Genomic DNA, 20,547 nt, shown 5'->3' with positions numbered 1-20,547 from the left:
GGGCTCAGCCGGGGGAGACGCTCAGGAGCCACTCGTATCGCGGCTGGGCGCCGCAGTCGCCCGGGACGTCGGCCCGCGCGAGGGAGAGGTCGCCGTAGAGGTCATCACCCTCGGGCGTGCCGAACAGGAACAGCGGGATCGTGGCGCCGGGATCGACGGGCGGGCTCTCGATCTCGGCGTTCCACAGCGCGGCGATGAAGCGGAGCCGGCGCGCGCCCGGCGGCTCGAGGCAGCAGTCGCCGGCGCAGGGGCACGCGATCGCGCCCGGGCCGTGGGGGATTCCGGTGAGCGCGAACGGGCCGACCGGGTCGGTGTGCGGCACGGCGCCGGTGAATCGGTACATGAACTTCGGGACAGGTTCCGGGTGACCGCGACGGAGGCCGACCACGGCCAGGCCGCCGACCTCGCACTGCGCCGGGTCGGCGCCCGCGCGGCTCCACTCGACGTCGAGCTGCAGGCAGTCGCCGGCGGCCAGCTGCGCCGGCAGGCCGACCAGGCCGTCGGGGAGCGCGAGCGCGAGGTCGAGCGTGACGGCGGGGTCGCAGGCGCCGCAGGTCGCGTCCGCGCAGACCGAGACCTCGAGGTGATCGACGCCGGCGGCGATCACCTGCAGGCCGGAGAGCTGCTCGACGGTGCCGCACTCGCGCGCGCTGAGGTCGGTGGCGAGCCCCTGCTCGACGCGCGTCAGCGTGACGTCGACGCCGTCCGGCGCGTACGGACAGTGGCCGAAGTCGGGCTCGCCGGTGCTCGTGTCGGCCGCGGTGGTGCTGTCCGAAGGGTCCTGTCCCGGGGTGGAATTCTCGCTCGTGGCGGTGCTGGTGGGCTCTTCGCCGCCGGAGGTGGTGCCGGTGGTCGGGGCCACCTCGGCGGTGTCGCCCGGGGCGGAGGCGCCCGTGGTCTCGCTGTCGCCCGGCGCGCCCGAGCCATCGTCCTGCTCGGGATCGTCGGGCTTGGGGCAGGCGGCGAGGACGGACGCGAGCGCCAGGGGAAGGAGGTTGCGGGGGGTCGAGAGCGCGAGGGGCATGCGCGCCAGTCTCGGGTTCGCGCACGATCTGTGGCAGGACACGCGGATCTGCCTGCGAGCTCCGCGAGGGCCGCGCGGGCGCGCGCCGTCAGAACTTGCTCACCGGGATTTCGATGATCTCCGGCCACTCGAGGGTTTCGGCCAGCCAGCTCTGCACCTCGGGGCCGTCGAGGCGCGTGGCGGCGAAGCCGACGGCGTCGTCGCGGCCGCACACGTTGTGGCGAGTGAAGGCGAAGGCGGCGCCGAGCGGCTCGAGCGGGGTCTCGTCGGGGATGGCGCGGCCGTCGGGGATCCCGAGCACGCGCGCCGCGGTGACGCCGACGACCTGCCGATAGCCGCCGCAGGTCGCTACCACGGGGCCGCCGCTGTCGCCGTGGCACAGGCCGTGGGCGTCGGCGGTGAGGCCTCCGGGCGGGGTGTACGGGAGCAGCGTGTTGGTGTCGACGCAGTGCTGGCCGCCCGAATCGACGCACAGCTTGGGCTGCGCGACGAGCCCGACCTTGCGCAGGATGCCCCAATCGAAGGTGCCCGCCGCGACTGCGCCGACGCCGAAGCCATAGACCTCGGCCGTGGTCTTGCAATCGGCCAGCGGGTCCAAGCCGGACAGCGCCACGGGCGAGACGGAGACGGCCTGGTCGAGCTCGACGATCGCGAGGTCGAACTTGAGGGCCGGCTTGCCGCCGTCCCAGCTCGGGTGCCTGGCGATCGAGACGGCGCCGATCGTCGGCTCGTTCGGGTTCAGCACCGGCTGGGGCTCGCCGACGCTGATCTTCAGGTGCTTGGCGGCGGTGGTGTCGTGGAAGCAGTGCGCCGCGGTGAGCACCTGGGTGGGCGTCACGAGCACGCCGCTGCACGAGCGCACGCCGCCGTACGGCCAGTCGTAGGCGATGTGGACCGCCGCGGCCGCGACCTCGTCGCCGGGCTGGATCTCGTCGTCGCCGACGCCGCCTGGATCGGGCGCCCCGGTGAGCTCGAGGTTGCCGAGGTTGCCGCAGCTCCACGGGCCGCTGGCGTCGCTGATGCTCACGCTTGGGAAGTCGCGCAGGTTCTCGGGGTAGGACGTGGTGCCGGCGCCGAGCACCATGTTCATGCGAGAGAGGTTGTCGGTGACCGCGGTGGGCAGGTCGGAGATCCGCAGCAGCGCGTGGCCTCCGAGTGAGGAGCTGGTGACCTGGTACTCGCAGTCCTCGCACACCGCTTGTTCGTTGGCGCTGTTCCACAGCGACCAGTCGACGCCGGCGAACCACGCCGGATTGCCGGCGGTGCCGGGCAGGCCACTGACGTTGTCCACGCGCTTGACCGAGAGATCGACGCACAGGTCGAGGTGAGCCTGGCCGGGGGTCTTCGAGGGGACGACGCGGAAGTCGGTGACGCACCCGCGGCAATAGCTGCCGCCGGGGCTCTCGTCGAGCACCGGGTCGCCCCCGAGCTCGTTCTTGCGAAATTCGGCGTCGGGCTCGACATCGCAGGCGACGAGGTTTGCGAGCAGCGTGCTCGCCAGGACCGAGAGTGCAGTGGACGAAATTCGCGCGTAAACCATGGTGAGCTCCTGTATCGAGGTCTTGCCCACCCGCCGGGCCTGACTGATACGCGAAACTTCGCCATGGCAGTGAGCGTCGTCACTGCTCGCTTCTGCGACGTCCGATCGGCGTCCCCTCGCTCCATTCTCCATCGTCGTCGTTCGTGCGCCTGCAACGATCACGGCACGAACAGCCGCAGCATCCGCAGGTCGTCCTGCAAGCTCGGCTCGAGGCTGGCACGGGCCGAGAGATAGGCGGCGCGCCACGCCTCGGCGACGTCGCCCGCGGGCAGCGAGGCGAGCGCGGCGTAGAACTCGAGCGCGAAGGTGCGGGTGGCGTCGGCGTCGACGTCGCGCACCGAGCCGACGACCTGTCGCGCACCGCGGAGCAGGAAGGCGTGCGCCAGACTGAGGCCGCCGCCGAGAGTGTCGGCGTCGACGAACGAGGAGCGACACGCCGACAGGTAGACGAGTCGCGGCACCGCGGGCGCGGCCAGGATGGCCTCGCGCGTGAGCACGTGGGCGCCGCCGAAGGCGAGCTGGACGTCGGCGGCGAACACCGCCTCGTCGGCCGGGTGCTGCCCGTGCGCGGCGAGGTGGGCGAGCGCGGCCCCGCCGGTCAGGAGCGGCGCGAACGGTTCGGGCGAGTCTGCGGCGCGGTGGTCGACCCGCACGCCGCCGGCCGCGAGCGCGGCAGCCACCGCGCGGCCCTCCTCGGGCAGCGAATAGTCGCTGCCGCTGATCACGAGGGCCCCGCTGCTGCGCGGAGAGGGCTCGCCGCAGGCGGCGACGTCGAGGCCGTACTGCACCGGCGCCGCGTCGAGGAGGATGCCGCCGTCCCACGGCAGGGCGTGGAACGGCAGGGCGTGCAGCGCGTCGGTCGGGAAGATCGTCACGACCTCGGCGGCGGCGATGTCGGCTTCGAACGGCGCGAGCAGCTGTTCGGTGAATGTCGATAGTGTCTCTTCGGACAGGCGATGCATATCGCCGGGGAGCGGCGCGACCCGCAGCGCCTCGGCGCGCACACCGGTGGTGGTGACTGCGAAGCCGACCCACGGGGCGAGGTCGCCGGCGCCGGCGGGGTCGAGCGGGAAATACACCAAGTGCAGCGCGCCGGGCCCGGGCAGGTCGTCGCGCGGCCGCTCGGCCTCCTGGCACCATTCGCGCGCGTGCATCCGCAGGGCGCGGTTGCGGGCGTTCCGCGCCAGCGACAGCGCCGCCCCGTCGTCGCCGTCGCCGAGCAACAGGTCGAGCAGGCGCCGCGTGGTGGTGGCGAACATGCGATAGCGGCCATCGGCGGCCGCGCCGTAGGCGGCGACGTTGCGCGCGTGGGCGTGGGCCTCGAGCACCGCCTCGGCGGCCTCGTAGGCGGCGATCGCCGCGTCACGATCGCCGCGCGCCTCGTCGACCAGGCCGCGCGTCCAGGCGACGAACCATTCGCCCATCGGCACGACCTCGCCGAGTTCGGCGCCGGCGAGCGCGGCCTGCCATGCATTCGCCTCGTCGACCCGGCCGCCGGCCAGGGCCGCGCGCAGGCGGACGATGTTCAGCCACATGCGCTCCTCCGGGCTCATCGCCGCGTCGCCGAGGCCGGCGAGCGCGCTGTCGACCTCGTCCAGGGCGCCGCGCTGCAGGGCCGCGAGGGCGAGGTTGATGCGCACGTTGTTGGCGTGCGAGCGGTCGCGCGTGCCGTCGGCGGTGAAGGTGGCGAGCGCCGACGTCAGCAGCGGGACCGGATCGGCGCCCGCGAGCCCGGCCTCGCGCAGGACGAGCAGGCCCCAGGCGATCTGATTGCGCAGGACCGCCGCGGCGTAGGCGTCGCCCTCGCGCGCGAGCACGTCGAGGAACAGCGACAGCGCGGCGAAGCTGCGGTCCCAGGCCACGCGGTTGCGCAGGTGGGCGGCGAGCTCGGTGCGCAGCGCGGCGCTGGCGGCGAGGTCGCGGGTGAGGTCGAGGAACTCCGCGGCGCCCTGCGGATCGCTACGGAACAGGCGGGCCAGGAACAGCGGCTGGGCGGCCTCGACGACGCGGCGCAGGGCCGCCAGCGCGGCGGCGAAGTCCATCTGTCGCTGCCAGTGCAGCGCCCACATGAAGTGATAGCGCGGGAGCTGCAGCGGGTCGGCGAGACAGCCGGCGTCGGCGTAGCGCCGGAGATATTCGCCGGCGCAGCCGAGCTCGGGCAGCCGCTCGCCGCACACGCGAAACCCGGCCTGGGCGGCGTCGCAGGCGGCGGCGAGGTGGTCGGGCGAATCGCCGGCGAGCGCGGCCAGCTCGCGGTCGACGAGGTCGAGCTCGCGCTGCGGCTCGCCGGCGCGGTGGGCCGCGCGTCGCTCCTCGCGCAGCGCGGTGGCCGGATCGCTCGGTGATTCGAGGCCGGTCGCCCGGAGCCACAGCGCCGCCGCCAGGATCGCCGGATTCATCGCTGCACCGAATGGCTATTCGACGATCAGCCGCGCGGGCGGATCGAGCCACACGAACTGCCCCGATTTCGTGTCGCGCGCGCCGCAGGTCACCTGCCAGGTGCCGCGGCCGAGGTCGGCGAGGACGTGCAAGGCCTGGCCGCGCTCGTCCTGCGGCGCCGGCTTGCCGCCGAGCATCCGCTGATTCGCCGGCTCGCTCGCCTTGGTGGCCCGCACCGCGACGATCTCGAGCGAATCGTCGCCGCGGCACTGCAAGTAGAAGTGATCGCCGCCGGCGACCCGCAGCTCGGCGCCGCCGGCCTCGTCGCCGCGCAGCGCCGGGAACACGCGCACCTCGCCCGCGCCGGTGCCGTCGCCGACCGGGCCGGACGGCCGGAACACGATCAGCAGCATCGCGGCGGCCGCAGCCGCCAGCGGGGCGGTCCAGCGCAGCCAGCGAGTGCTCCGCGGCGCCAGCGGCACGACGTTGCTCGGCCGTGGTGCCTCGGCCGGGGCCGCCTGCTCGGGCCGCGGGAGCTCGGTCGATGCAATGGACCGTGGCGCCGCGACCGGGGCCGAGAGGGTGGCGAGCGCGTGGGCGACCATGCGCGAGCGCGCGGCGGGATCGAGCGGCGCCAGCTGTTCGCGCAGCGCGGGATCGTCGGGGAACGCGGCCTCGGGGGGCGTGCGGCCCTCGCCGACGGCCAGCCACGGCTCGGGGATGTCTTCGAGCGCGCGCAGCTCGGCGTCGAGCGCGTCGTCGTCCGTCGTCGGTGGATTCGAGTGGTTCGCCGGGGCCTTCATGCCGTACCTCCCTGGGGCCTCAAGAACTGCGCGAGTCGCCGCAGGAGCCGTGATTTGCGTTGTTGATAGGTCTGCGCCGAGATGCCGAGCCGCTCGCACAGCTCGTCCTGCGCGAGTTGCTGGTCGTAGATGAGCGCGAACAGCTCCTGGTCGCTCGGCGACAGCGCGCTCACGGCCCGCTTGGCGTCCATCAAGCGGTCGAGCACCTCGATGCTCGAGCCGGTGGTGTCGCTGGGGTCGGTCGAGGTCATGTCCTCTTCCAGGAGTTCCCAGGCGAGGGCCCGTTTACGACACAGCTTCTGCAAGCAAAGCATCGTGACCCCCATCACGAATCGCCGCAGCGCGCCCTCCTTGTGGACGAAGTCGGGGCTCTCGCCGAACTTCCGCAGGACCCTCGCGTCGCGATTAAACAGGTATGTGAGCACTGACTGCACGTCGTCCTCTTTGCTGCGCTCGGGACCGACGCGGAGCCACGGTTTCCTGTGAAACAGCAGGGCGCGGGCCGCGATGACCGGTGGCTCGAGCTCGGTCACCAGCGCCTGCAGTTCGGCCGGATCGCGGCTGTCGAGCGCGCGCACGAGCCTGTCTCGGGTCCAATCGGACATCGCTTCTGGTAGCACGGCGCCGCGCGGCCCATACTGAACGAATTGCTGTGAGCTTGGACGACGGCGCGCCCCGGTCAGCCTCGCCGGCGTCGGGGGAACTGGTCGCTCCCGGATCTCCGCACGCGTCCGGGGCCCGGGGTCGCGGGCCGATCCGCGCTGACAGCGGGCGCGGCTTCGCCCGCTGTCAGCGGGGTTCGAGCCGCCGCGACGGGGGCATGGGGAGTCACGCCCGAATCGAGGGTGTGATGATTGCGGGGGCCACGAGTGCCCTCAATGCAATGGGGCATCGTCACCAGCGCGAATGCGACGATGCCTCGAAGAGACGCTCACTCGGCTTCGGGGGTCGAAGCGGGGGCTTTCCCGCGCGATCGCGGGTTCGCGCGGCTCGGGCCAGGCCCCACTGCGACCCGGGGGAAGCTCCAGTGAATGGCGGCAGCGGCGTGAGCTTGTCGCGGCCGTGACGGGCTCGCGCCCCGGAGCCTCGTGGTATGCACGCCCGACTTCGGGAGCCCGAGACTTATGCAGATGAATTGGATGCAACCCTTGCGCGCGCCCGCGTGGGCGCTCGCGCTGGCGGCGAGCGGGTGCGGTGCGAGTGGCGGTGATTCGGCGACGCAGCCGACCACGACCGACGACACGAGCGCGAGCACGACCGACGGCGGACCGACCACCTCGACGACCGACACGCCGCCCACCGGGACGACGAGCACGGACACGACGGCGAGCGAGACCACCGGTCCGGACCCGACCGAGGGCACGACGACGACGACCACCACGACGGTCGGCACGGACACGACCGACGGCGTCACCAGCACCAGCACCGACACCACGGCCACCGAGACCGCCGGCGAGACGACGGTCGGGACGACCGACACGACGACCGAGGCGACGACCGAGACGACCGGCGAGGAGACCTTCGTGAAGGTCCAGATCGTCGCGTTCAACGACTTCCACGGCAACCTCGAGCCGCCGAGCGGCAGCGGCGGCAAGGTCAAGATCGACGCCAATACCTCGGTCGATGCCGGCGGTGCGGCCTTCCTGGCCCACCACGTCGCCGCGCTGCGCGAGCAGAACCCCAACACGATCGTGGTCTCGGCCGGCGATCTCATCGGCGCGTCGCCGCTGGTGTCGGCGCTGTTCCACGACGAGCCGACGATCGAGGCGATGAACCAGATCGGCCTCGACTACAACGCCGTCGGCAACCACGAGTTCGACGACGGCGCGAACGAGCTGCTGCGCATGCAGGGCGGCGGCTGCCACCCGGTCGACGGCTGCGGCGACGACACGCCGTTCCCGGGGGCCGCGTTCCAGTTCCTGGCCGCCAACGTGCTGACGCAGGAGGAGCCGGTCGAGACCCTGTTCCCGAGCTATGCGCTGCACATGGTCGAGGGCGTGCAGATCGCCTTCATCGGCCTCACGCTCGAGGCGACCGGCAGCATCGTCTCGCCGAGCGGGATCGTCGGCCTCACCTTCGCCGACGAGGTCGAGCGGGTCAACGCGCTGGTGCCCGAGCTGACCGGCGTGGGCGTCGAGACGATCGTGGTCCTGATCCACGAGGGCGGGCTGCAGAGCGGCCTCTACAACGAGTGCCCGGGGATCTCGGGCCCGATCGTCGACATCGTCGAGGGCCTCGACGACGCGGTCGATGTGGTCGTCAGCGGCCACACCCACCAGGCCTACAACTGTGTCATCGACGACAAGATCGTGACCAGCGGGGCCTCGTTCGGCCGCGTCTTGACCGACATCGACCTCGAGATCAGCAGCAAGACCGGCGACGTCACCATGGCCACGGCCACGAACGTGGTCGTCACCCGCGAGTCGGCGGACCCGGTGATCGAGGCGTTCGTGGCCATGTACAAGCAGCTGGCTGCGCCGCTGGCGAACCAGCAGATCGGCACGATCACCGCCACGCTCGAGAAGTTCGCGCCGGACGACTCGCCCGGCCTGTCGACGATGGGCGCGGTGGTGGCCGACGCGATGCTCGACGCCACCCAGGACCCGATCCTCGGCGGAGCCGAGCTCGCGCTCATGAACCCGGGCGGCGTGCGGGCCGATCTGGCCTACCCGAAGTCGGGCGGCGAGCCGGTCGACGGCATCGTCAGCTACGGCGAGGCGTTCGCGGTCAACCCGTTCGGCAACAACCTGGTGGTCTTGACCCTCACGGGCGCGCAGATCGACGCGCTGCTCGAGCAGCAGTTCGCCGACGGCCAGCAGGACAACATCCTGCAGGTGTCGGCGGGCTTCTCGTACGCGTACAGCGAGAGCGCGCCGGTCGGGTCGAAGATCGACCCGGCCAGCATCGAGCTGGACGGGGTCGCGATCGTGCCCGATCAGGAGTACCGCGTGGGCACCATCGGCTACCTGGCCGACGGCGGCGACGGCTTCAGCGTGTTCAAGGCCGGCACCGACCGCGTCGGCGGCGTGACCGACATGCAGGCGCTGCAGGACTACTTCGCCGACCACTCGCCGGTGTCGCCGCCGGCGCTCGACCGCATCACGCTGGTGCCGTGATTTCGGCTGGCCCGAAGGACATGCCCCCGGAGGCATGTCCTCGGAGTCATGGCCGAGACGACATGTCCGAACGCGCCGCCTCGGGGCGGCGGGCCGAGGTGGCCTGCAGGCAGCGCTGCAGGGCCTCGTGCAGGTTGCGGTAGGTGACGACGCCCGCGATCTCGACGCCGCTCGCGGTGAGCGCGTCGGCGACGGCGGGCTGGAGGCCGCACAGGACGCCGCGGGCGCCGAGCAGGTCGACGGCGCGGACGAGGCGGAGCAGGTGGTCGGCGGTGGTCTCGTCGAGGGCCTCGACGCCGGTGAGGTCGAGGATCGCGAAGCGGGCGCGGGTGCGGGTGACCTCGGCCAGCAGCCGCTCCATGATGTGGGCCGCCCGCGCGGCGTCGATGGTGCCGAGCAGCGGGAGGGTCAGGATGTTGTCCCAGAGCTGGATGATCGGCGTCGAGAGCTGGCGGATCGCGCTGTCCTGGCGGGCGATGATCTCGATCTGGGCCCGCAGCTCGTCCTCGCGGCGGCGCTGCTCGGTGATGTCGCGGAAGATGCCGTAGAGGCGGGTCAGCTTGCCGTCCTCGAAGAACGGCACGCCGGCGGCCTGGACGTGGCGGCGGTTGCCGCGGAAGGTGACGATCTCGAGCTGGACGTCGTACGGCTCGCCCTGCATGCAGCGCTCGACCGCGGCCGAGATGATCGGCACGTGCTCGGGGGCGTAGAAGTTGATCGCGGTGGCGAGGTCGGGGACAAAGCCGCGCGGGACCTCGTGGAGGCGGTGGGTCTCCTCGGTCCAGTAGAGCGTGTTGTTGACGAGGTCGACCTCCCAGCCGCCGACGGCCCCGGCGGCTTGGGTCTGGCGCAGCAGCTCGACCGAGCGCCGGACCCCCTCCTGCTCGGCGCGCTCGTCGGTGATGTCGCGGACGACGGCCACCACGGAGGCGCGACCCGGCCGCGTCGACGCGGCCTCGCTCTGCTCCTGCCACCAGCGCGTGGCGCCGCCGACCTGCACGCGGTACTCGAGGATGGCAGCGCCGGCGGTGAGCAGCTGCTCGCGTCGCACGACGCGGAGCTTGTCGCGGTCGTCGGGGTGAACCGCGGCGAGCCAGGTCCCGACCACCGGCGGGACGTCGCCGTCGCGCCCGAGCAGCTGGCGGACGCGGTCGCTGTAGTAGGCGGGGGCGTCGGCGGCCAGCGGGTCGTCGGCGCCGAGGTCCTCGAACTCGAGGACGGCGGCGCCCGAGAGGTGGAGCGCCCGCGTCATGCGGTCGAGCGCGGCTCGTTGCGGTTCGGTGGCCATGCGGTGGAGACGGCGAGGCGAGGCGGCGCGCGCACGCCAATTGCGCGGCGGAAGACCGTACGGCGGGCTGGACGTGTTGTCCAGCCCGCCGGGCGAGAGTTGTGAGCCAGCGCAGGCGCTCAGGGCGCGGGCGACTCGAGGCGCACGAAGTCGATCAGGAGGAGCTTGCGCTTGGCGATGCGCCAACCTTGCGGGGTGCGCACGACAGTGTCGAAGTAGGTGCCGTGCGCGACCTCGATGGCGCCGTCCGGATCGATGACGTGCGTGGCGCTGAGATACGACGTCATGGTGCCGGTGTTGCCGTCGAGATCGATGCGGACGTTGCTGACGAGGTGATGGGTCGCCACGTAACCGCTGTCGGCGAACACCTTCTGGACCTCGACGGCCCACGCCTCGGGACCGGTCGCCCCGACCCCGGGCGGGCCGTTGGGATCGGCGCCCGGGAAGTAAGCGCCGATCTGGGCGTTCGACGTGAAGCACTCCTTGTAGGTCGCCTTGCCCTTGGCGAAGTCACCATTGCCGATGGCGTCGGTGGCCTCGGCGTAGCAGTAGGTCAGATCGGCGATCTCGGCCCGGTCGGACAGGCGCTTGCCGGCGTCCTCTCCGCCCTTCTTGGCGTCGGCCGTCGGGCTGATGGCGACGGAGGCGAAGCAACTGACAGCGACCACGAGATTGCGTATCGAACGGTGTTTGAACAGCATCAGGATGAACTCCGGAGCGGCGATTGTAGCGACTGTCCATCACCGGCGCTGGCTCCGCCGATCGTACGCGGATCGGTCATTCACCCGTATGCGCGGGCACAGGTGGAGGTGCGGCGACTGTCGGCGGGTGTGCGAGTCGGGGACACCGAGCAATCGTGGGTGCCACTGTCAGTAGGGCTTCTGCCCGAGGAAGTTACCGGGGGGATCATAGTTGCAGACCCATACCTCGGCGTCGCCGCAGGTGGCCACGCCGCAGCCGACGCGCTGGCTGTCGCGCCACATGACCTGCGTGTAATGGCCGCACACGCCGCGGCAGCGGCCGGTCTTGGCGTCGTAGCCCGCGACCTCGGCGACCCATGCGGCGACGACCTGCTCGGCGGACGCAGCCTGGCCGCTGGCGCCGAACAGGTTCTCGCCGTAGCGCTGCGCGTCCGCGCCGGAGCGCGGGCGATGCTGGAGGTCGCAGCGGCGGCGCTGCAGCTTGTCGGCCCACTTCTGGGCGTAGCGCGCCAGCTCGGGCGACCACGTCAGCGGGGCGATGTCGAGCTGCGCGCGATGACGGTTGTGCGCGGCAGTGATGCCGGCCAGCCGGCCCGACTCGGGATCGGCCGCGGGCGCGGCGGCGGGCGTGGGCGCGGAGGCGGGCGCAGGCGCGGGCGCAGACGCGGAGGAGGTCGGCGACGGACCGGCGGGATCTCGGGCCGGCGGCGAGGCTGTCTCTCGGGACACGTCGGGGCGGCAGGCGAGCGCGGCGGCGAAGAGGAGCGCAGACGAGCGGCGAGGCACGCGGGCAGTGTAGATCGCCGGGCAGGGCGGCGCCGCGAGGAAAGTGGCGCGGCGAGGCGGGGAGCGCCGGCGATGCGTCGAGCTCGCTGGGGCCGGGGCGGCGCGGGGAGGCCTCGTATCGAGAAGAGGAGGAGGTGCGTCAGAACGATTCATGCGCATCGAAATGATGCATATGGGTCGATCGTTTTGATGCAGGTGCGGGCCGCTTGTGGTCACGTGGGGCGGCGCGGGGAGTGGCACGCGGCGTGCTCATGTCGCGGGCATGACCGCCGTCGACTTCCCGACCCGCATGTTCGCGCTCGCCACCACGCTCGAGCGCTCGCCCGCCGACGCAGTGCCGCTGGCGGAGGCGCTGGAGCGCGACCTCCTGGCCGCCGAGACCACCGACCCGCTCGAGTTCGGGTGGGCCCGCGATTACCACATCCGCGCGCTGTACCGCCTCGGCCGCGACGCCGAGGGGGTGGCGATGTTGATGACGCCGCCGCCGCGCGTGATGTCGATCTCGACCAAGAACGCGGCCTGGCTGCACTCCGCGGGGGCCGAGATGGCGCTGCGGGCGGGCGCGAAGGCGCAGGTGCGGGCGCTCATCGGCCGCGCGCTGGCGCTGCGGCGCGCCGGCGAGGACGCGGAGGGCTGCGGGATGGCCGTCGGGACAGGTTTCGCGCTGCTGGCCCGCGTCGGCGATCCGGCCGAGATCGAGGCGTGGCTGGAGCACGTGGAGGCGCAGATCGAGGCCGCGGGGACCGACGAGCCGGCGCGGGCGATGGCGGAGGCGCTGGCCGAGGTGACGCGCGCGCCGGAGTTCCTCGAGTTGCTGCCGGGCGCGGACCGCCGGCGCGGCGAGTGGGCGCTGCATCGGGCGGCGCTCGAGGGCCAGCTGGTGGAGGTGCGGCGCCTGCTGGACGAGGGCGTGCGGGTCGACGCGCGCCACCCGGCCTGGCCGGGGCTGCCGACGGCCCTGCTGGCGGCGAGCTTCCGCGGGCACACTGCGGTGGTCGAGGAGCTGCTGACGCGCGGCGCCGACGTGAACGCGACCAATGTGCAGGGGCGTACCGCGCTGCACCTCGCGGTCGATCAGGAGCACGCGCTGGTGGCGGCGATGCTGTGCTACGCGGGCGCGTCGGTCGACGCCGTCGACTTCCACCGCCACTCGCCGCTGCACGTGGCGGCCTGGCAGGATCACCGCGAGAGCGTGCGCGTGCTGCTGGCGGCCGACGCGGCGACCGAGCTGCGCGACGTGAACGGCGACACGCCGCTGGCGCTGGCGGCGACCGAGCCGGTGCCGGAGGTGGTGCGCGCGCTGTGCCTGGCGGGCGCCGATGTCGAGGCAGTGAACGCGTGCGGACAGACGCCGCTGATGCGCGCGGCGATGTCGGGGCAGGCCGACACTGCGGCGGTGTTGCTCGAGGTCGGCGCCGATCCGTCGATCCGCGATCACGCGGGCCGCACCGCGCTCGACTGGGCCCGCGTGGAGGAGCACCGCGGCGCGACGAATTTGTTGCGCCGGCATCTTCGGGTGGTCCGGGGCTGACGCGCTGGGCGCGAACGCGACACGGCTGTCAGGGCGGAGCGCGCAGCGCTGGGGCGAAGTGGTTGAAATTGCAGGTTGCCCTGTCCTTGCAACACGCGGCGGCCGAGGACCGATGCCGACCCCTAACTTTACGCAGCCGACACGTCCGCGCACCCTCGGTGCGCTCACCTTGCCCCTCCTCGCAGCGCTCGCCGGTGCCTGTAGCAGCGCCGCCGATCAGCACGGCTCCGGCTCCGGCGGCCTCACGGGGCCGGGCTCCGACAGCGGCCCGGGCTCGGGCTCGGCCAACCCGGGCGAGACGGAGGGCGGCGGGACCGACGGCTGGGACTCGGGCGACGGGGCGTCGACCAGCGGCTGGGCCCCCACGACCTCCGGCGCCAGCGGCGGCGACCCGGGCGGCAGCACCGGCACCGGCGAGGAGCCGCCGCCGCCGGACGACGGCGAGGACAGCACCTCGGACGCGTCGACCACCGGCGACGACAGCACGAGCACCGGCGAGCCCGCGTGCGACGAGCAGACCCCCGTCGTGCTCTACCTGTCGCCCGACGACTCGAACTCGACGTCGTCGCCAGTGCAGGTGCGCGAGGCGGTGCTGTCCGAGTGGGGCTCGCTGAGCTACGTGCCGATCCGGACGTGGGAGTTCCTCAACTACTACTCGTTCGGCTACGCGGCCGCGGAGAAGGGGATGGTCACGGTGCTGCCGGAGATCGCCCGCTTCGCCGAGGACCCCGACGATCAGTACGTGGTCCAGATCGGCGTCGCCAGCGAGACGGTCAGCAACGCCGACCGGCCGCTGATGAACGTGACTCTGGTGCTCGACGAGTCGGGCTCGATGAGCGGCGCGCCGATGGAGCTGCAGCAGGAGGTGTGCCGCACGATCGCCGGCAGCCTGCGCGCCGGCGACATCGTGTCGGCGGTCGGCTGGGACACCGTCAACGCGGTGAAGCTGACGAAGTACAAGGTGACGAAGGCCAACGATCCCGAGCTCGTCGCGCTGTGCGACGCGCTCGAGCCCGGCGGCGGCACCGACCTCAACGGCGGGCTGACTGCCGGCTACGAGCTGGCCCACGCGCAGTTCGACGCGACGCGGATCAACCGGGTGGTGCTGATCAGCGACGGCGGGGCCAACGCGGGCGTGACCGACATCGACATCATCTCCAACGGCGCCGGCAGCCAGGACAAGGACGGCATCTACCTGGTCGGCGTCGGCGTCGGCACGCCCGACACGTACAACGACGAGCTGATGGACACCGTCACCGACGTCGGCCGCGGCGCGTCGCTGTTCATCCCGTCGGTCGCCGAGGCGCACAAGATGTTCGGCGAGCGCTTCGTCCAGACCATGGCGGTCGCGGTCCGCGACGTGCGGGTGCGCCTCGACATGCCGCCGGGCTTCTCGATCGTCAAGTTCAGCGGCGAGGAGTACTCGGCCGACCCCGCCGAGGTCGAGCCGCAGCACCTCGCGCCCAACGACGCGATGGTGTTCCACCAGACCGTCGCGACCTGCGCGCCCGCGCTGGTCGACGAGGCCGCCGAGTTCAAGGTCGCCGTCCGCTGGAAGGACCCGATCACGTTCGAGGACCGCGAGACCGAGGTGACTAAAAAGATCCAGGAGTCGGTGGCCGCCGAGTCGCCGCTGCTCAAGAAGGGCGCCGCAGTGTTCGCGTACGCCGAGGGCCTCAAGGCCTACCGCGAGGCGCCCGAGGCGGCGACCCTCGCGCCCGCGCTCGCGGCCCTCGCCGTCGCCGAGGCGGCCCTGCCCGGCGACCCCGACCTGGCCGAGATCCGCACGGTCCTCGAGACGCTGGCCGGTGGGTGAACCGAAGGACATGTCCTGACGGGCATGTCATGAGGCCCGCGGCTCCCGCCGCGGGCCTTCGTTCATGAAGGGTCGTCGTTGAAGTAGCGAAGAACATGCCCGATAGGTCATGTCCTTACGAGCATGTCCTCATGGACCTGTCCTTCGGGGCAGACATATCAGCCCGCCCAGCACCAGCAGAGCAGTGACCGCGTAGACCGCCAGCGCGGCGCGCAGGCGCGGCGGGCTGTACTCGAGCTCGACCGTGTGCCGGCCCGGGCCGACGAGCAGGCCGCGGAACAGGTAGTTGGCGCGCAGCACAGTGACCCGCGCGCCGTCGACCCGCGCGGTCCAGCCGGGCCCCCAGGCCTCGTTCACCACCAGCACCCCTGCGGCAGGGGCATCGATGGTGAGCGCGAGGCGGTTGCGCATGAAGGCGTCGAGGACCGCGGGCACCGGCGCGTGCTCGGGCCGGAGCTCGGCGAGCGCGGCGGCCTCGTCGGGGCCCAGGCGCGGGGCCTCGAGCACTGCGGCGCGGCCGGGCGGCCGGGCGGCCAGGCGCTCGAGGGCGTCGCCCTCGCGCTCGACGAGCTCGACCTGCGCGGTCCAGTAGGCCAGCGGGGCGGCCTGCAGCAGCTCGACCGGCTGCCCGGGGATCCAGCGCGACTGCCCGGCGGCGGTGCGCTGGACGGCGCTGCGATGACCGCCGGCGTACCAGCGCACGTTGGCGGCGGCGAGCAGGCCGGCGTGCTCGCGCGCGCGCGCGGCGAAGGCCCGCCAGCGGCGAGTGACGAGGGTGCTGTTGCGGCCGAAGATGTCGCGCACGCCGAGGCGCGCGCCGACGCGCCAGCGGTAGTGCTCGTCGTCGGCGATGCGCCAGCCGACGCGGTCGTCCAGGCCCGCGAGGACGGCGTCGCGCGCGAGGTCGGGCGGCCGCTGGGCGATTTCGTGGATCTGCCGCGCCTGCACCTCGAGCTCGAGCAGGGCCACGACGATCGCCGCGGGCGCGGCGGCGCGGCGCAGCCACTGCCGCGCGCTGAGCAGGCCGCCGAGGCAGGCGCCGCCGAGCGCGACGAACAGCGCGCCGAGGCCGGTGCTCGTCGGCGCGCGGCTCCACGCGAGGGCGACGAGCAGGCCGAGGCAGGCCGGCGCGAACACGAGGGCGAGGCGGCGGGCGAGCGCGCGCCGGCGCGCCGGTTCGGCGCGCACGAGGTCGTCGAAGCCGTGCGCGGCGAGGACCGCGACGAAGAAGGCGAAGCCGAAGAAGTACTGGGCGGGGATCCGCCACAGGCCGAAGCCGGGGACGTGGCGGGCGAGGAAGGGCAAGAGGGCGAAGCCGTCGCCGCACGCGAGCAGGAAGAAGAGCAGGGCGCAGGCGGCGTAGGTGATCCGCAGGGCGTCGCGGCGCACCGCGAACACCGCGAGCAGCAGGGCGATGGCGCCGAGGTAGTGGACGGGCGCGCCCTCGCGCCAGGTGCCGGGGGCGAGGGCGTCGAACAGGTGCAGCGGGCGCGCGGTCGAGTAGACGACCTCGGCGAACTCGAGCTGCTCGCGCACCGTCTCGGGCAGCCACGCGAGGGTGGCGACGATGTTGGGCAGAGCCAGGCCGAGGACGACTGCGACCGCGACGGCCCCGGCGGCGGCGACCTGCGCGAGGTGGCGGCGCGCGGCCGGGAGCCCGCGGACGACCAGGACGAGCGCGACGATCAGCACCGGCGCGAGGCCGACGAGGTCGCGGAAGAAGTTGGGCGGGTAGCCGGAGAGGAAGGCCATGGCGGTGGCTGCCCCAAAGGCCAGGCCGCTGCGCGGCGAGGGCCGACGCACCAGCTCGAGGCCGGTGAGCACCAGCCACGGCAGCCACACCGGCGACCATAGGCCGGCCGAGTCCTTGGCCTTGGCGACGCGGCCCGAGAGCACGAAGGCGAAGCCGCCGAAGGTGCTGGCGGACTGCGACAGGCCGAGCCGCGCGAGCAGCAGGTGAGTCCCGAGGCCGCCGATGGCGACGTGCAGCAGCGCCTTGAACAGGACCACCCACGGGCCCTCGCCGAACACCGCGGCGCCGAACCACACCAGCCAGTTGAACGGGTAGAGGACGCCCGTCTGCGGGTCGGCGAGGAAGTCGTAGCCGCCGCGCTCGTGAGGGTTCCACAGCGGCAGCTCGCCGGCGCGCAGGGCGTGCACGGGGACCAGCAGGTCGCCCCAGTGCTCGTTGACCGCGTCCCAGCCGAGGAAGGCCTCGCCGCGGACGATCGCGGGGTGAAACGCGAGGAACACGCCCGCGTACAGGCACGCGAGCCCGAGCCCCGCGAGGAGGCGGCGCGCCGCGGTCACGGCTCCGCGCGACTTTCAGCCGGCGCGTCGGGCCGCGGGCGGTGAGGCTGCAGCGCGAGCTCGCGGACGACGATCGTCAGGCGATCCTCGAGCGCCTTCTGCCCGAGGTAGAGGTTGAAGCACAAGAACAGCAGCACCAGCGAGCTGAGATAGAAGACGAGGTCGACGCCGCGGCCGACGCCGACGCGGTGGGCGAACCAGGTCGAGACGTCGGGGAAGATCACCAGAAAGATGATGGCGGCGAACACCACGGTCATCGCCAGCTTCTGCACCGGCCGCCGCCGCGCTCGCACGAAGAAGTGGAACAGGAGGGCGAGGCTGCCGCCGATGAGCACGAACTGGATCGCCATGGACGCCCGCGGTCGCCGGAGGATCGGCCGCACCGTCGCGGAAGTCAATTCGCCGCCAGCGAGCGGAGCTTCGAGCGGCGAGGAGCGGACAGCGTTGTTCGCCGTGGTGGTGGCGATGGTTTCTCGGTCGCGGCAAGCCGAGGCCGCTCGCCGCGTCGACGGGTTCGCAGCGGCCGGCCTGCACCCGCGGCGATTGCTTCGCGGCCCTCGCGGCCCGACAATGCCGGCCGATGTCGCCGGCCTCGCCCGCGGAAGTGACGATCGTCGTGCCCTGCTACAACGAGGGGCCGGTGATCCGCGAGGTGCTGGCCGAGCTGCTGCGCGCCTGGCCGCACGTGATCGCGGTCGACGACGGCTCGAGCGACGACACCGCCGCGCGCCTGGGCGACACCGGCGTGACGGTGGTGCGCCACGCGGTCAACCTCGGCCAGGGCGCGGCCCTGCAGACCGGCATCGACCTGGCGCTCGCCCGCGGCGCCCGCTACGTCGTCACCTTCGACGGCGACGGCCAGCACCGGGCCGAGGACGTCGCGGCCCTCGTGGCCCCGCTCGCCGAGGGCCGCGCCGACGTCGCGCTCGGCTCGCGCTTCCTCGGCGGCACGGTGGGGATGCCCGAAAGCCGCCGCGTGGTGCTGCGCCTGGCGACCGCGTTCACGCGGGTGGCGGCCGGCCTCGACATCACCGACACGCACAACGGCCTGCGCGCGTTCACGGCCGCGGCCGCGCGAGCGCTGCGGATCACGCAGAACCGGATGGCGCACGCGTCGGAGATCCTGCACGAGATCCGCCGCCTGCGCCTGCGCTTCGTCGAGGTGCCGGTGACGATCCGCTACACCGAGTGGTCGCGCCGCAAGGGCCAGTCGGCCCTCGACGCGCTCAGCATCCTTTTCGACCTGCTGGTCCGGCGGATCATGGGCTAGCTCGGGGGGACATGTGCGAAGGGGCATGTCCCCGGAGGCATGTACCCGAGAACATGCCCCGAAGCGCAGGGCGCCCCGCGCTCACTTGCCGATCTTGATGCCCGCGCCGGCCTTGGCCTTGCCGCTGCCGCTGCCGCCGCCGCCGACCGAGACGCCCGCGCCGCCGCCGACCGAGATCCCGGCGCTGCCGCCGACCTTGATCCCGCCGCTGCCGACGTTGACGCCGCCGCCCGAGCCGACCTTGACCGAGCTCTCGGCCTTGGCCGAGTGGTCGAGGTCGATGCCGCCCTTGGCCTTGGCGACGCCCTTGACGTCGACCTTGGGCGGGGTGACGTCGATCTTCGGCACGTCGACGGCGGCCAGCGCCAGCGCCTCGACCTTGACCGCGGCGCGCAGGGCCGCGAGGTGAGCGGCGGCCAGCGAGGCCGAGACGTCGCCGGCGAACTGCGCGGCCCCGTCGGCGCCGATCTGGATGTCGACCGGCGAGACGTGGGCGCTGACGTACGCGGGCCGCTTCACGTCGAGGGCCCAGCCGAAGAAGGCGCCGGCGCCCGCATCGGCCAGGACGACGCCGTCGGCCTTGAATTCGGCCTTGAAGTCGCGCTCGAACTTGAGGTCGGCGCCGCCCTCGACCGCCGCCGAGTAGCTGGCCACGACCTTGAGCGCGCCCTCGGCCTCGGCGCGCAGGGTGCCGATGGTGGCGACCAGGACGGCGAGCGAGGCGTCGAGCTTGCTCGAGGGCACGGCCCGCAGCTCGAAGTCGACGTTGGCGCCCGCGCGGATCTCGACGACCTGCAGGTAGTCGAGCTTGCCGTCGGCGTCGAAGTCGACGCGGTGGGCCGCGGCGCCCGGCGCGTTGAGGAACAGCTCGAGCTCGGCGGCGGTCTTGATCTCGCCCTTCGCCAGCAGGTCGACGACGCCCTTGAGGTCGAGGTCCGCGGGCTTGAGCGCGACCTTGGTGCCGATCGCGGCCTCGACGTCGGCGACTGCCTTGAGCTGCGGGACGGTGACCTGCGCGGCCGCGTCGGCGGCCAGCTTGGCCTTCGCGTCGGCGTCGGCCTGGGCCTTGGCGGCCGCGTCGGCGACGGCCTTGGTGTCGAGGTTGATGTCGGCCTTGGCGTCGGCCTTGACGTCCGCCTTCGCGTCGACCTTGCCGTTGCCTTCGGCAGCGGAGTCGCAGGCGAGCAGGAGGACCAAGAACGCGAGGGGAGTGCGGATGGTGGCCTTCATGGCCGGCAGTATCGCCGAGCACGCGTCGCAGCGCCACCGGCGGCGGGACCGGCGCGATTGGGGCCGCGAGGCCACGCCATGGCGAAAGGGACATGTTCGATGGAACATGTCCCTCGGGAGCTTCACAGCGGCGTGAAGCTGATGTCGTAGAACGTCCAGCTGGCGCACCCCGTCGCCTCGACCGCGAGCAGGGACAGCTCGTGCTGGATGTCGTGCAGCACGACGAGGACGGTGAGGCCCGGGCCGGCGGCGAACTCGATCTCGCCGCCGGTGTCGCTGCCGCGGACGCGGAACCGGCCGCTGCTCGGCCCCGACAGTCGGAGCTGGGCCAGGTACGAGCCGCCGGGCACCAGGCCCTTGAGCCAGATCTCCACGCGCGCCAGCTCGGGATCGTCGTCGGTGAAGTGGGCCAGGTCGGAGTCGCCGCCGAGGACGCGCGCGCCGTGGAAGTCGAGGTGGCCGCGGCCGTCGATGTAGGGCCGACGCGGCGACAGCCGCAGATCGCTGGCTCGCAGGTCGTCGCCGCGGTCGAGCCGCCTGATGTCGACGCCCTCGACCCGCCGCAGGAGGTCGAGCAGGTGCGCGTGCGAGAGCCGCTCGGGCGGGGCAGAGCGGGGCGGGGGAACGTCGGGCTCGCGCGCGAGCCCGGCGGCCGTCGCCTGGGGTTCGCCGAGCAGCGGGGTGGCATCGATGACGACGATCGAGTCGAACATCGCCAGCGGTTCAATCGGCTTGCGGTCGGCCATGATTCAC

At 72.8% G+C, this 20,547-nt stretch carries 16 protein-coding genes; 4 read left to right on the top strand and 12 right to left on the bottom strand.

The genetic code is table 11. From position 1 onward, the window contains the following. Positions 1-4 precede the first annotated feature (4 nt). The 5 genes from OV090_RS04970 to OV090_RS04950 all read right to left on the bottom strand — a co-directional run bounded on the left by OV090_RS04970 (position 5) and on the right by OV090_RS04950 (position 6,351). On the bottom strand, positions 5-1,024 hold the full coding sequence (locus OV090_RS04970) for a hypothetical protein (RefSeq protein WP_267702313.1): 1,020 nt from the start codon (positions 1,022-1,024) through the stop codon (positions 5-7). Positions 1,025-1,112: 88 nt separating this feature from the next. Next, entirely contained in the window at positions 1,113-2,564 is a 1,452-nt protein-coding gene (locus OV090_RS04965; protein WP_267702312.1) for a trypsin-like serine protease, read from the bottom strand. A gap of 158 nt (positions 2,565-2,722) precedes the next feature. Beyond that, complete coding sequence (locus tag OV090_RS04960) at positions 2,723-4,963, bottom strand: CHAT domain-containing protein (RefSeq protein ID WP_267702311.1); 2,241 nt, start codon at positions 4,961-4,963, stop codon at positions 2,723-2,725. A 15-nt stretch (positions 4,964-4,978) separates the two neighbouring features. After that, complete coding sequence (locus OV090_RS04955; RefSeq protein ID WP_267702310.1) at positions 4,979-5,746, bottom strand: hypothetical protein; 768 nt, start codon at positions 5,744-5,746, stop codon at positions 4,979-4,981. After that, positions 5,743-6,351, bottom strand: a complete 609-nt coding sequence (locus OV090_RS04950) for a sigma-70 family RNA polymerase sigma factor (RefSeq protein ID WP_267702309.1) — start codon at positions 6,349-6,351, stop codon at positions 5,743-5,745. Before OV090_RS04950 ends, OV090_RS04955 begins: the two co-directional genes overlap by 4 nt. A gap of 534 nt (positions 6,352-6,885) precedes the next feature. On the opposite strand from OV090_RS04950, the gene OV090_RS04945 reads away from it, so the two are divergent. Continuing rightward, positions 6,886-8,862: a bifunctional metallophosphatase/5'-nucleotidase gene (locus OV090_RS04945; protein ID WP_267702308.1), complete on the top strand. Its 1,977-nt coding sequence runs from the start codon at positions 6,886-6,888 to the stop codon at positions 8,860-8,862. A 46-nt stretch (positions 8,863-8,908) separates the two neighbouring features. Here the strand turns inward: OV090_RS04945 and OV090_RS04940 are convergent, their stop codons facing one another. From OV090_RS04940 to OV090_RS04930, 3 genes are all read right to left on the bottom strand, one after another. Continuing rightward, complete coding sequence (locus OV090_RS04940) at positions 8,909-10,150, bottom strand: STAS domain-containing protein (RefSeq protein ID WP_267702307.1); 1,242 nt, start codon at positions 10,148-10,150, stop codon at positions 8,909-8,911. A 119-nt stretch (positions 10,151-10,269) separates the two neighbouring features. Beyond that, a complete protein-coding gene (locus OV090_RS04935) occupies positions 10,270-10,818 on the bottom strand; it encodes a nuclear transport factor 2 family protein (RefSeq protein ID WP_267702306.1) in 549 nt (182 codons plus the stop codon). Between the two features lie 201 nt (positions 10,819-11,019). Beyond that, entirely contained in the window at positions 11,020-11,637 is a 618-nt protein-coding gene (locus OV090_RS04930; protein WP_267702305.1) for a CAP domain-containing protein, read from the bottom strand. A 262-nt stretch (positions 11,638-11,899) separates the two neighbouring features. On the opposite strand from OV090_RS04930, the gene OV090_RS04925 reads away from it, so the two are divergent. Together OV090_RS04925 and OV090_RS04920 are read left to right on the top strand one after the other, a co-directional pair. Further along, positions 11,900-13,168, top strand: coding sequence for an ankyrin repeat domain-containing protein (locus OV090_RS04925; protein WP_267702304.1), 1,269 nt, complete (start codon positions 11,900-11,902; stop codon positions 13,166-13,168). 169 nt (positions 13,169-13,337) lie between these two features. Beyond that, positions 13,338-14,984 (top strand): VWA domain-containing protein, encoded by a 1,647-nt coding sequence (locus OV090_RS04920; protein ID WP_267702303.1) that lies wholly within the window; start codon positions 13,338-13,340, stop codon positions 14,982-14,984. A 129-nt stretch (positions 14,985-15,113) separates the two neighbouring features. On the opposite strand, the gene OV090_RS50475 is transcribed toward OV090_RS04920, so the two are convergent. Both OV090_RS50475 and OV090_RS04910 read right to left on the bottom strand, forming a co-directional pair. Continuing rightward, positions 15,114-17,294: a YfhO family protein gene (locus tag OV090_RS50475; protein WP_267702302.1), complete on the bottom strand. Its 2,181-nt coding sequence runs from the start codon at positions 17,292-17,294 to the stop codon at positions 15,114-15,116. Continuing rightward, positions 17,291-17,644, bottom strand: coding sequence for a DUF2304 domain-containing protein (locus tag OV090_RS04910; protein WP_267702301.1), 354 nt, complete (start codon positions 17,642-17,644; stop codon positions 17,291-17,293). The genes OV090_RS50475 and OV090_RS04910 overlap by 4 nt, the downstream gene beginning before the upstream one ends. A gap of 230 nt (positions 17,645-17,874) precedes the next feature. Here OV090_RS04910 and OV090_RS04905 point away from each other — a divergent pair, with 230 nt between their 5' ends. Further along, a complete protein-coding gene (locus OV090_RS04905) occupies positions 17,875-18,564 on the top strand; it encodes a glycosyltransferase family 2 protein (RefSeq protein ID WP_267702300.1) in 690 nt (229 codons plus the stop codon). 81 nt (positions 18,565-18,645) lie between these two features. Here OV090_RS04905 and OV090_RS04900 read toward each other — a convergent pair whose 3' ends face one another. Together OV090_RS04900 and OV090_RS04895 are read right to left on the bottom strand one after the other, a co-directional pair. Further along, entirely contained in the window at positions 18,646-19,794 is a 1,149-nt protein-coding gene (locus tag OV090_RS04900; RefSeq protein WP_267702299.1) for a hypothetical protein, read from the bottom strand. A 122-nt stretch (positions 19,795-19,916) separates the two neighbouring features. Further along, positions 19,917-20,540, bottom strand: coding sequence for a hypothetical protein (locus OV090_RS04895; protein ID WP_267702298.1), 624 nt, complete (start codon positions 20,538-20,540; stop codon positions 19,917-19,919). Positions 20,541-20,547: the final 7 nt, after the last annotated feature.

This window comes from Nannocystis sp. RBIL2 (assembly GCF_026626745.1).
In the GTDB taxonomy this organism is placed as follows: domain Bacteria; phylum Myxococcota_A; class Polyangia; order Nannocystales; family Nannocystaceae; genus Nannocystis.
This window is presented reverse-complemented; position numbering and strand designations above follow the sequence as displayed.

Bases quoted from the DNA above. Each gene is read 5' to 3' on its own strand.
- OV090_RS04970 (WP_267702313.1), bottom strand. From the start codon at position 1,024: ATGCCCCTCGCGCTCTCGACCCCCCGCAACCTCCTTCCCCTGGCGCTC.
- OV090_RS04965 (WP_267702312.1), bottom strand. From the start codon at position 2,564: ATGGTTTACGCGCGAATTTCGTCCACTGCACTCTCGGTCCTGGCGAGC.
- OV090_RS04960 (WP_267702311.1), bottom strand. From the start codon at position 4,963: ATGAATCCGGCGATCCTGGCGGCGGCGCTGTGGCTCCGGGCGACCGGC.
- OV090_RS04955 (WP_267702310.1), bottom strand. From the start codon at position 5,746: ATGAAGGCCCCGGCGAACCACTCGAATCCACCGACGACGGACGACGAC.
- OV090_RS04950 (WP_267702309.1), bottom strand. From the start codon at position 6,351: ATGTCCGATTGGACCCGAGACAGGCTCGTGCGCGCGCTCGACAGCCGC.
- OV090_RS04945 (WP_267702308.1), top strand. From the start codon at position 6,886: ATGCAACCCTTGCGCGCGCCCGCGTGGGCGCTCGCGCTGGCGGCGAGC.
- OV090_RS04940 (WP_267702307.1), bottom strand. From the start codon at position 10,150: ATGGCCACCGAACCGCAACGAGCCGCGCTCGACCGCATGACGCGGGCG.
- OV090_RS04925 (WP_267702304.1), top strand. From the start codon at position 11,900: ATGACCGCCGTCGACTTCCCGACCCGCATGTTCGCGCTCGCCACCACG.
- OV090_RS04910 (WP_267702301.1), bottom strand. From the start codon at position 17,644: ATGGCGATCCAGTTCGTGCTCATCGGCGGCAGCCTCGCCCTCCTGTTC.
- OV090_RS04905 (WP_267702300.1), top strand. From the start codon at position 17,875: ATGTCGCCGGCCTCGCCCGCGGAAGTGACGATCGTCGTGCCCTGCTAC.
- OV090_RS04900 (WP_267702299.1), bottom strand. From the start codon at position 19,794: ATGAAGGCCACCATCCGCACTCCCCTCGCGTTCTTGGTCCTCCTGCTC.
- OV090_RS04895 (WP_267702298.1), bottom strand. From the start codon at position 20,540: ATGGCCGACCGCAAGCCGATTGAACCGCTGGCGATGTTCGACTCGATC.